A 10,167-nucleotide genomic window follows, 5' to 3' on the forward strand; every position below is an offset into this window, starting at 1 on the left:
GCGACGGTCGGCCGTCCCGGCGAGGGGATCTGACCGCGGTACAACCGGACCGCCTGCTGTTTCTTGCCCAGGCCCATTCACCAACACCTCCAACGGCGAAGTGTTGCGAGCACCGGTTGAATCCACCCAGTGCTCAGGCGGATGTATGCACGACGGGGGATCGACCGCCCTAATCGCCACAGGAGCATGGGTAGGGAGAACAGCGCGAAGGTACGCATCGCGCCACCCGCGAAGTGCCCATGGAAGTAGCTGTGGTCGGCCCAGTCGTACTTCTTGGCCAGCCATGAGCCGGTCGCCCACGTCAGCGTGAGAATCACCAAAAGGGCGAAACGCGCCGATTCTCGGGAAAGCCGTCCCTGACCGCGGTGAACGAGCCGGGCTCGCACTCTCGGATACCCGTCTCTTCCAGTGGCGGCCTGACATAGGTCAGCGGCCTGAGATGAGGTTGGCGATGTGGGCGTAGGCCGAGGTCGTGGTGCCCCGGTCGTTCTCGTGCCGGTCCGCGGCCCTGAAGAGCGCGTAGATGAGCTGCACCCCGGTCCACCGCAGCGGCTCCGGCTCCCACTGCCTGACCTGGCGGCCCACCCAGGGCAGTGCCGTCAGCTCGGTGTCGCGGCGCAGGACCAGGTCGCGTAGCGTACGGCCGGCCAGGTTCGTGGTGGTGACGCCGCTGCCCACGTAACCGCCCGCCCAGCCGAGGCCGGTCGTGTGGTCGAGGTGCGCCGTGGAGCACCAGTCGCGCGGCACGCCGAGCACTCCGCACCACGCGTGCTGGACGCGGGCGTCGGCCGCGGCGGGGAACAGCTTGACCAGCATCCGCCAGAGCAGCGCCACCGTCTGCGCCTGGGTGGCACCCTGGGAATCGGTGCGCGATCCGTACCGGTACGGCACGCCGCGTCCGCCGATCGCGATCCGGTCGTCCGCGGTGCGCTGGGCGTAGATGTAGGCGTGCGCCTCGTCGCCGAGCAGTTCGTTGCCCGACCAGCCGATGTGCTTCCACACCTCGGCGGGCAGCGGCTCGGTGACGATCATGGAGCTGTTCATCGGCAGCCACTGCCGGTGCTGCCCGGCGAGGCTGGCGGTGAAGCCCTCGGTGGCGCGGATGACGTACTCGGCCGAGACGACGCCGCGCGAGGTGACGGCCGAGGCCATACCGCCTGAAGCCGGGCGGGGGCGGATCTCGGTCACCGTGGTGTTCTCGAAGATGTCCACGCCCAGCGCGGCGACCGTCGAGGCGAGTCCGACGGCCAGCTTGGCGGGCTGGATGCGGGCGCAGTGCGGCGAGTACGTGGCCTCCAGGGTCCCCGCCACCTGCAGGCGTTCCTGCTGCTCGTCCCGGGACAGCACCCTGAGGTCGTCCTCCCCGTACCCCCAGGTACGCAACGAGGACAACTCCTCGCGCAGCCGGCGCCGCTGGGCGGGGTTGGTCGCGACGTGCACCAGGCCGCCCTTGTGGATGTCGGCCTCGATGCCCTCCTCACGGGTCACCTCGATGACCTCGTCGACCGACCGGAACATGGCGTGCTGCAGGTCGATCATCGCCTGGCGCCCCCGGGCCTTGGCGTACCGCTTGCGCGAGCCGGCGAACTCGGCCGACAGCCAGCCGCCGTTGCGCCCGGACGCGCCGAACCCGGCGAACTCCCGCTCCAGGATCGCGATCCGCAGGTCGGGCTGGGCCTTCTTGAGGTAGTACGCGGTCCACAGGCCCGTGTAGCCACCACCGACGATCACCACGTCGTACGAGCGGGCCCCGGGCAGCGCCGCCCGGCGGTCCGGCACGCCGATCTGCCGGTACCAGAACGAGACGCCGCCGTTGGCGAAGTCCTCGGTCAGCGGGATGCCTTTCACGTGAGCACTGCCTCCACATCACTTTCGTCGGCCAGGAGTGTCGGCCAGGAGTACGGAGTCGGACCCGCCTAAGGTGAGCGTGACCTCATCACCGCGACGGAGTTGGTCAAGCGGGTGTGGGCGGACTGATCGTCCAGAGGACCTCGGCTGTCTCGTCGCCGTCATTGACCACGCGATGGGGCACCGACGTGCGGTATTCGACGCTGTCGCCGGCCGCTAGGACGTGCGGGGCGGCCGAGTCGGCCGGGCCGAGCCAGAGCGTCACCTGGCCGCGCACGATGAGGAAGATCTCCTGGGAGTCGCCGTGGGTGTACGGCTCGTCCCCGGTGGACGCGCCCGGGTCGAGCTCCCCGGCGTACACCTCCAAATTCTGCAGAGGGCGCTGGGAGATCAGGTACTTGCGGGTGCTGGGTTGCGTGGGGAGCTCCGGACGTTCGGCGCGGCGTAACACCCGATGCCCGACCTCGTCCTGCTCGTTGAACAGGTCGGCCACCGTGATCCCGAGAGCCCCGGCGATCCGCCGCAGCATCCCGATGCTCGCGCTGGTCTGCCCCCGCTCCAGCTGGCTGATGAAGCTGGCGCTCGCCGTGGCCTCGGCGGCGAGTCCACGAACGGTCATCTGGCGCATGTTCCGGTAGGCCCGGATACGTACACCCAAGTCTTCGGTCTCCGACTCCGTCATCGAACCTCTTGATCGACTGGACTGAACAAGTTGTTCAGTAGCGATGAAGGGACCGTACATAGCGTGCGGAGTCCCAGCAAGGGGGCGTCAGATAACGAAACAGCCACCGGCTCGGGCGGCGTGAGATCAACTTGGTGGTCTGTGCGACCTTGTCGCGGCCGCTCGCCATAATGACCGGTATAAACCCGATAGTTTCGCTGTTTTCCTCCTCCACGACAGACTCCACGACAGAAACGAGAAATGCAGTGAAAGCATGGATCTTCCTCGTAGTCGGTGTGCTCCTGGTCCTGGTCGGCGCCCTGTGGACGCTTCAAGGGCTGGGCGTCGTCGGTGGCAGCGTGATGAGTGGCGTTACTCTCTGGGCCATCATCGGCCCCATCGTCTTCATCATCGGCGTTGTTGTCGCCGTCATCGGAATACGCCAGCGACGGCAGGCGCGCGGCTGATAAACCGTCATGCGGGCATATTCCGAGGTATCAATGGATCATGACGGCGCGCTATGACGGCCTGTCCGAGTGGTACGACGAGCTCATCGTCCCGAACCTCGCGGACGTGACCGAACTCCTGGGCCCAGGCGACGGGACGTGCCTGGACCTGGGCTGTGGCACCGGCCGCTACCTCGACGCGATCCGATCCACCGGCAGGACCGTCGTGGGGCTCGACCGGTCCGGCGACCAGTTGCGCCTCGCCCGCCGCCGGGATCCCGCGCCGCTGCTCCAGGGTGACGGCACGGCGCTGCCGTTCGCCTCAGGGGTGTTCGGCACTGTCACCGCCTTCTGGGTGTCCACCGACATCGGCGACTTCCCCGGGCTGCTGAGGGAGGTGGCCCGGGTGCTCCGCCCCGGCGGGCTGCTGCTGTTCTACGGGGTGCACCCCTGCTTCAACGGCCCGCACATCGAGAACCGCGAGGACGGCGCCCTGATCATCCATCCCACGTATCACCTCAAGGGCTGGCACCAGCGCGGGTCATGGTGGCGCGAAGGCGGGATCAGGGACCGGGTGGGGATGAGCCAGGTGCCGCTACCGGACCTGATCAACGCCTTCATCGACGCCGGGCTCGCCATCGAGCGGGTGTACGAACCGGGCGAGCAGCCCATTCCCAGCATCCTGGCCGTCAGGGCGTCCGCTCGCTGAAGGCAGTCGGTGGCACCCGGCGCGCTCAGGTGGGGAGCACGTGGGGGCGAGTGCGGTATTGATGCCGTTCCAGGAGGCCAGGAAGCCGAAGGTGGTCGTGGCTCTGGTGGCCAGGGCGCCGTTCCAGGTGCCGCGCGCTCACGGCGGCCCGGCTCGCTTGGAGGTGGCGGCGGCCCAGGCGGGGATCGCGTTGTTGAAGGCGACGACACGCTGTCCGCAGTCGGCGCAGCTGGCGGGTTCATGGGGATGATCGTCGCCAGCCGGAGAGCTGGTTGACCACCTGATCTACCTGATGATTACATGATTACATGGACAACGAAGCAGTGCCGAGCCTCTACGAGTGGGCGGGCGGGGTGGAGGCGCTGGAGCGGCTCACCGAGGTCTTCTACCAGCACGTCAAGAAGGACGAGCTGATCGGGCCGCTGTTCGCGCACATGGACCCCGGCCATCCCCGATACGTGGCGATGTGGCTCAGTGAGGTGTTCGGCGGCCCCGACCGCTACACCAAGGAGCGCGGCGGCTACCCCCACATGCTCTCCCAGCACCTCGGCAAGGGCATCACCGAGCCGCAGCGGCGCAGGTGGGTCAACCTGCTCATGGACGCCGCCGACGAGGTCGGACTGCCCGACGATCCGGAGTTCAGGGCCGCCTTCGCCGGCTACATCGAGTGGGGCACCCGGCTGGCGGTGCACAACTCCCAACCCGGCGCGAAGCCCCCGACCAAGGCTCCGGTGCCGCACTGGGGCTGGGGCGTCGCTCCGCCGTACCAGCCGTAGACCGGAGAGAGGCCGTCGCGTCCCTGGTCGTAGCCTGGAGGTCACAGACGTACCACCGGGGAGCGAGGCATGACACGCGGGCGGCTGCGCATCTACCTCGGCGCGGCCCCCGGCGTGGGCAAGACGTTCGCGATGCTCGCCGAGGCGGCCCGCGCCAGGGAACGCGGCCGCGACGTGGTCGTCGGCTTCGTCGAGACCCACGACCGCGCCCGTACGGCCGCCCAGCTCGACGGGCTGGAGACGATCCCCCGCAGAACGCTCGTCCATCGAGGCGCCACCTTCACCGAACTCGACGTGGCCGCCGTCATCCAACGCGCCCCCAAGGCCGCGCTGATCGACGAGCTGGCCCACACCAACGTTCCGGGTTCGAAGAACGTCAAACGCTGGCAGGACGTCGACGAGATCCTCGACGCGGGCATCGACGTCGTCTCCACCGTCAACATCCAGCACCTCGAATCGCTCAACGACGTGGTACGCCAGATCACCGGCGTCCCGCAGCGCGAGACGGTCCCCGACGAGGTGGTACGCCGGGCCGAACGCATCGAGCTCGTCGACATGTCCCCCGAGGCGCTACGCCGCCGGATGGCGCACGGCAACGTCTACGCCCCCGACAAGGTCGACGCGGCCCTGTCCAACTACTTCCGCGTCGGCAACCTCACCGCGCTGCGGGAGCTGGCCCTGCTCTGGGTCGCCGGCAAGGTGGACGACCAGCTCATCCGCTACCGGGCGGACCATGGCATAGCGGGCACCTGGGAGGCCCGAGAACGGGTCGTCGTCGCGCTCACCGGAGGCCCCGAGGATGACACGCTGATCAGGCGGGCCGCCAGGATCGCCGCCAGGTCCAAGAGCGTCGATCTGCTGGTCGTACATGTGACCAGACCCGGCGGTCCGGCGTCCGACGGCGAGCCGGCGACGCTCGTACGCCGTCGGGCGCTCGTCGAGAGCCTCGGCGGCACCTACCACCAGGTCGTGGGCGATGACGTGCCACGCGCGCTGCTGGAATTCGCCCGCGGTGCGAACGCGACGCAGCTCGTGATCGGCGCGTCCAGGCGGGGCCGGTTCGCGCAGTTCCTGTCCCGTGGCGTGGGCGTCACGGCGACCGCCTTGTCCGGCTCGATCGACGTCCTCCTGGTGCCCCATGAGGCGGTTCGGAGCGTACGCGGTCCCGCCCGCTCGCCCGCCGCGCTCAACCGGGACCGGCGGATCGCCGGCTGGGCGCTGGCGCTGCTCGCGATGCCGCTGCTCACGGCCGTCATCCTGGCGTTCGCCAAGCGGCTCACGTTGCCGAGCGAGATCCTGCTCTTCCTGCTGCTGGTGGTCGCCGTCGCGCTGGTGGGCGGCAGGTGGCCGGCGCTGACGGCGGCGGTGCTCGGCTTCGCGCTGCTGAACTGGTTCTTCACTCCGCCGCTCCACACGCTGACGATCTCCGCGCCGGAGAACCTGTTCGCGCTGTCCACCTTCGTACTGGTCGCCGCGATGGTCAGCACGGTCGTCGACCAGGCGGCCCGCCGCAGCAGGGAGGCCGCCCGCTCGCGCGCCGACGCCGAGGTGCTGTCCACGCTCGCCGGCCACGTCCTGCGCGGCGACGCGGCGCTGCCGTCCCTGCTGGCCAGGCTCAAGGAGGTGTACGGCCTAGAGGCCGTCACACTGCTGGAGCGCGACGGCGACTCATGGCACGTCGTGGCCACGGCCGGAGGGCCGCCGTCCACCTCGGCGGGCCATGCCGACACCGACGTGCCCATCGACGACGACCTGGTGCTCGCCGTACGGGGAAGGCTGCTCGACGCGGCCGACCGGCAGGTGCTCGAGGCGTTCGCGGCGGAGTCGGCGGTGGCGCTGCGGCAGGAACGCCTGCGTGCGGAGGCCGACCGGGCCAGGCCGCTGGCCGAGGCCGACAGGATGCGCACCGCCCTGCTCGCGGCCGTCAGCCACGACCTGCGCAATCCGCTCGCGGCGGCCGGGGCCGCGGTCCACGGCCTGCGCGACACAGAGGTCGACTGGACCCCCGAGGACCGCGAAGAACTGCTGGCCACGGCCGGCGAATCGCTCATCAAGCTCGACCGGCTGGTGTCGAACCTCCTCGACATGAGCCGGCTGCAGGCGGGCGTGCTCGGCGTCACGCTGGAACCGCTGGCCGTCGAGGACGTCGTCCCCCAGGCGATCGCCGAGCTCGGACCGCTGCGCGAGCGTGTCCACGACGGGTTCACCGGCGAGGTGCCGGAGTTCATGGCCGACGCGGCGCTGCTGGAGCGGGTGCTGGTCAACCTGATGTCCAACGCCGTCCGCTTCAGCCCGCCCGGCGGCCAGGTGGTGATCTCGGCGAGTGCCTACGGCGAGTACGTCGAGATCCGCGTCATCGACCGGGGACCCGGGATTCCGCCGGAGGCGCAGGAGCGGGTGTTCCTGCCGTTCCAGCGGCTGGGCGACCGGCAAGGGGTGGGGCTGGGGCTCGGGTTGGCGCTGTCCCGGGGACTGACGGAGGCCATGGGCGGCACGCTCACACCGGAGGAGACGCCCGGAGGGGGCTTGACCATGACCGTCTCATTGCGGAGGGCTCCTTGACCCGTGTGCTCGTAGTGGACGACGAACCGCAGATCTTGCGGGCGTTGCGCGTCAACCTGGTCGCCAGGAACTACGAGGTGGCCGTCGCGCCGGACGGCACCGCCGCGCTGCGCCAGGCCGCCGACTGGCATCCCGACCTGGTCATCCTGGATCTGGGACTGCCGGACCTCGACGGGGTGGACGTCATCCAGGGGCTGCGTGGCTGGACGAGCGTGCCGATCATCGTGCTCTCGGGCCGGACGGGCGGCCCCGACAAGGTGGACGCCCTCGACGCTGGGGCCGACGACTACGTGACCAAGCCGTTCGGGATCGATGAGCTGCTCGCGCGGATCCGCGCGGTGACGCGCCGCACCGGAGCGGCCGCCGACGAGCCCGCGACGGTGCGGGTGGGGGAGCACGTGATCGATCTCGCCACGAAGACGGTCTCGGGCGGGGTACGGCTCACGCCGACGGAATGGCACTTCCTGGAGCTGCTGGCCCGGAATCCCGGCAAGTTGATCAGCCAGCGGCAGTTGCTGAACGAGGTGTGGGGGAGTTCGTACGTGAAGGAGACCCACTATCTGCGGCAGTACATGGCGCAGCTGCGCCGCAAGCTGGAACGCGACCCGGGGCACCCCGTGCACCTGCTGACAGAGCCCGGAATGGGATATCGCTTCCAGCCGTAGCCGCTACTCCTGCTCGAAGAAGAAGGAGTCCTCCAACGGATCGGCGAAGGCGTCGGACTCGCGGCCGTCCTCCTCGTTCACCCATCTGGAGATGCTCCGCGCGGCCTCGTCATCGATCTCGAGGATTCTGTGCCGTTGCGGGAGTCTGTCCAGGTACATGGCGGTGGCGGAGAGCTGTACGTCATCCCCCATGTCATGACTGATTTCGTAGAGTTGATCGCTCATGAGACTCACGCCTTGGTGATCATCAGGGTTGTCTTGCGTACGGCCCAAGCGGCCAGCGCGGCACCGAAGACCAGCTGGCCGACGCGCACCCAGAGGATGGGGGTGTCTTCCACGTAAATGACGACACCCATCCATATGAGGCTGAAACCGCCTACTAGGGCGATTGCTGCCCAGTTGAACCATCGCTGCCACATATGCGCAGTCTTACAGCCGATCGGCCAAGGCTGGGTAAGTGAGCGGTCGTCTTCTGGTCACCTGGGCAGCACCTGACTACTCGATGGGTCGGGTGCCCATGACGACGGTGGCGTACCGGTCCTCGGAGGCGGTCACGCGCGGGATCAGCCCGGCGGCGGCCATGTCCTCGGCCGTCCGCGACGCTTGGCGCTCGCTCGTCTCGACCAGCAGATGGCCGCCCGGCGCCAGCCACGCCGGCGCCTCCGCGATCACCCGCCGCACGACGTCCAGCCCGTCGGCGCCACCGTCGAGCGCCACCAGTGGCTCGTGGACGCGGGCCTCCGAGGGCAGCAGCCGGATCGCCTCGGTGGGCACGTAGGGAGGACTGGCGATCAGGATGTCGACGCGACTCCGCAGTGTGGCGGGCAACGGCTCGTAGAGGTCCCCCTCGTACACCTGACCGCCGATGGGGGTCAGATTGCGACGCGCGCACCGTACCGCGGCGGGGTGCAGGTCCGCGGCATGCAGCTCGACCCCTTTCTCGTCAGGGGCCGCTTCTTTGCTGAGGGTCGCGGCCAATGCCGCGCCCATCGCGCCCGTGCCACAGCACAGATCGAGGATGACGGTGGGGGAGGGACCGCTCAGCGCGGCGGCCTCGGCCTGGTCGATGAGGAACTCGGTACGGCGGCGCGGCACGAACACCTCGGGATCCACCGCGATCCGCAGCCCGCAGAACTCCGCCCACCCGAGAACATGCTCAAGAGGGAGCCCGGCGACCCGCTGGTCGACCATGGTGGTGAGCTCGTCCGGCGTCCTCGCCGTCGACATGAGCAACGCCGCCTCGTCCTCGGCGAAGACACAGCCGGCGGCCCGGAGCCTGGTGATGATGGCGGATGGGGGGACAGGTGACGGAAAAACCGACATGAGCGCCTTTCGGAAAGCCAATGAGCGCTCCCTCGGTCACCTATGTCAGGGGGACCGCACGATCACGAGGCGGGAGCACCCAGCCTGCTGCAGCGTTAATGGGTCTCACCTCCTCGATCGGGTCCATCGCTGGGGACGGCAACATTACCTGACGTCCTGTTCGGCAGGCGAGCGGCCTCTTCGTCTGGGTTCCGAGAGCCGTTCGAGCTTCGCCAGGTCTGTCGGGGTCCATCAGGTTCGGCGGCTTTGGGGCTTTGGGGCTTTGCGGCTTTGGCGCTCAGTGCGGGAACGTGCGAGCGGTGCCGACGCAGCGGCGCAGCCGCATGCCCCTCGGCCGAACCTGAGCCGGCTGCTGCTCCAGACAGGCCAGCAAGGCGGCCGCCGCGGCCGCGTCGGACAGGATGCGCTGCACGGCCTCCCCGTCCTCGGGAAGCTGACCGCGTTCGGCGAGCTCGTGCTTGATGAAGGCCAGCGGGTCGGGCGCGTCCACCATCTCGGCGGCCACCGTGGCCCGGGCGGCGGTGAGCAGGCGCAAGTAGTACGTCCGCAGGACGGCCTCGCGCATGCGCGCGTGCTCGAGGTCGTCGATCAGTGTCCGGGCGACTCGGAGGAGGTCTCCAGCATGAGTCGCATCGTCGGCAAGGAAGGCGCGGATGTCATCGAACTCCGAGCGGGTCATTCCGGACACCTCCGAGGGCGCAGATTGCTCGTACCTACTTCGTACACACCAGCGATTGCGGATGACTTGCTTTCGGCTTGCCTCCGCCGTGTCACCCGCCCGCGGCGGATCCGGGCGGCGACTCGACGGGTTTGAGCATCTGGAGGGCAGGGAAGGACGTCACGATTACCTGTACGGCACGAAGCAGGCGTGGACGGCTGCTAGAGTTGCTCAGGCAGGGCGGCCAAGGGTTCATGGAACCAGGCCAGTGCCCGGCACATCCCACTTCTTCCTGGTTCGTCCGGTTGGTTCGCATCTGTCCGGATGGTCTGGTAAGTTAGAGGGGTTGTCCCGGAAACGGGGCGGTCTTTATTCCAGCAGGTCGGAGCGGTTCGGGTCAATTTGACACCGGGCCGGGCGGCTGAAAAGATAAAGACACAACGAAAACAGAAAACGAAATGTGCGCCTCTCGCAGGTTGGGGAGTACGCGTCCGTTTCTTGAGAACTCAACAGTGTGTT

Annotated in this window: 12 protein-coding genes; 6 read left to right on the forward strand and 6 right to left on the reverse strand. The window is 68.7% G+C overall.

Annotation, left to right across the window (positions count from 1 at the left end; all coding sequences use genetic code 11):
* Positions 1 to 426 precede the first annotated feature (426 nt).
* A complete protein-coding gene (locus LDL49_RS55615) occupies positions 427 to 1,848 on the reverse strand; it encodes an NAD(P)/FAD-dependent oxidoreductase (protein ID WP_225303046.1) in 1,422 nt (473 codons plus the stop codon).
* Between the two features lie 106 nt (positions 1,849 to 1,954).
* Positions 1,955 to 2,590, reverse strand: coding sequence for a helix-turn-helix domain-containing protein (locus LDL49_RS55620; RefSeq protein ID WP_308016321.1), 636 nt, complete (start codon positions 2,588 to 2,590; stop codon positions 1,955 to 1,957).
* Between the two features lie 185 nt (positions 2,591 to 2,775).
* On the opposite strand from LDL49_RS55620, the gene LDL49_RS55625 reads away from it, so the two are divergent.
* From LDL49_RS55625 to LDL49_RS55650, 6 genes are all read left to right on the forward strand, one after another.
* Positions 2,776 to 2,976, forward strand: a complete 201-nt coding sequence (locus LDL49_RS55625) for a hypothetical protein (RefSeq protein WP_225303048.1) — start codon at positions 2,776 to 2,778, stop codon at positions 2,974 to 2,976.
* 40 nt (positions 2,977 to 3,016) lie between these two features.
* The gene (locus LDL49_RS55630) at positions 3,017 to 3,664 is read left to right on the forward strand and encodes a class I SAM-dependent methyltransferase (RefSeq protein ID WP_225303049.1); all 648 of its coding nucleotides are present in this window, start codon (positions 3,017 to 3,019) and stop codon (positions 3,662 to 3,664) included.
* 40 nt (positions 3,665 to 3,704) lie between these two features.
* Positions 3,705 to 3,914 carry a hypothetical protein gene (locus tag LDL49_RS55635; protein ID WP_225303050.1) on the forward strand — a complete coding sequence of 70 codons (210 nt, stop codon included), beginning with the start codon at positions 3,705 to 3,707 and terminating at the stop codon, positions 3,912 to 3,914.
* Positions 3,915 to 3,972: 58 nt separating this feature from the next.
* A complete protein-coding gene (locus tag LDL49_RS55640; RefSeq protein WP_225303051.1) occupies positions 3,973 to 4,440 on the forward strand; it encodes a group II truncated hemoglobin in 468 nt (155 codons plus the stop codon).
* Between the two features lie 69 nt (positions 4,441 to 4,509).
* Positions 4,510 to 7,002 carry a sensor histidine kinase gene (locus LDL49_RS55645; RefSeq protein ID WP_225303052.1) on the forward strand — a complete coding sequence of 831 codons (2,493 nt, stop codon included), beginning with the start codon at positions 4,510 to 4,512 and terminating at the stop codon, positions 7,000 to 7,002.
* Entirely contained in the window at positions 6,999 to 7,667 is a 669-nt protein-coding gene (locus LDL49_RS55650; RefSeq protein WP_225303053.1) for a response regulator, read from the forward strand. The genes LDL49_RS55645 and LDL49_RS55650 overlap by 4 nt, the downstream gene beginning before the upstream one ends.
* 3 nt (positions 7,668 to 7,670) lie before the next feature.
* Here LDL49_RS55650 and LDL49_RS55655 read toward each other — a convergent pair whose 3' ends face one another.
* From LDL49_RS55655 to LDL49_RS55665, 4 genes are all read right to left on the reverse strand, one after another.
* On the reverse strand, positions 7,671 to 7,892 hold the full coding sequence (locus LDL49_RS55655) for a hypothetical protein (protein ID WP_225303054.1): 222 nt from the start codon (positions 7,890 to 7,892) through the stop codon (positions 7,671 to 7,673).
* Between the two features lie 5 nt (positions 7,893 to 7,897).
* Entirely contained in the window at positions 7,898 to 8,023 is a 126-nt protein-coding gene (locus LDL49_RS58090; protein ID WP_263656749.1) for a hypothetical protein, read from the reverse strand.
* 139 nt (positions 8,024 to 8,162) lie between these two features.
* Positions 8,163 to 8,990, reverse strand: a complete 828-nt coding sequence (locus LDL49_RS55660) for a putative protein N(5)-glutamine methyltransferase (protein ID WP_225303056.1) — start codon at positions 8,988 to 8,990, stop codon at positions 8,163 to 8,165.
* Positions 8,991 to 9,267: 277 nt separating this feature from the next.
* The gene (locus LDL49_RS55665; protein WP_225303055.1) at positions 9,268 to 9,669 is read right to left on the reverse strand and encodes a hypothetical protein; all 402 of its coding nucleotides are present in this window, start codon (positions 9,667 to 9,669) and stop codon (positions 9,268 to 9,270) included.
* Positions 9,670 to 10,167: the final 498 nt, after the last annotated feature.

This window comes from Nonomuraea aurantiaca (genome assembly GCF_020215705.1).
Classification (GTDB): Bacteria; Actinomycetota; Actinomycetes; order Streptosporangiales; family Streptosporangiaceae; genus Nonomuraea; species Nonomuraea aurantiaca.

Coding starts and splice junctions, on each gene's coding strand:
- LDL49_RS55620 (WP_308016321.1), bottom strand. CDS start 2,590: ATGTACGGTCCCTTCATCGCTACTGAACAACTTGTTCAGTCCAGTCGA.
- LDL49_RS55630 (WP_225303049.1), top strand. CDS start 3,017: ATGACGGCGCGCTATGACGGCCTGTCCGAGTGGTACGACGAGCTCATC.
- LDL49_RS55640 (WP_225303051.1), top strand. CDS start 3,973: ATGGACAACGAAGCAGTGCCGAGCCTCTACGAGTGGGCGGGCGGGGTG.
- LDL49_RS55645 (WP_225303052.1), top strand. CDS start 4,510: ATGACACGCGGGCGGCTGCGCATCTACCTCGGCGCGGCCCCCGGCGTG.
- LDL49_RS55655 (WP_225303054.1), bottom strand. CDS start 7,892: ATGAGCGATCAACTCTACGAAATCAGTCATGACATGGGGGATGACGTA.
- LDL49_RS58090 (WP_263656749.1), bottom strand. CDS start 8,023: ATGGGTGTCGTCATTTACGTGGAAGACACCCCCATCCTCTGGGTGCGC.
- LDL49_RS55660 (WP_225303056.1), bottom strand. CDS start 8,990: ATGTCGGTTTTTCCGTCACCTGTCCCCCCATCCGCCATCATCACCAGG.
- LDL49_RS55665 (WP_225303055.1), bottom strand. CDS start 9,669: ATGACCCGCTCGGAGTTCGATGACATCCGCGCCTTCCTTGCCGACGAT.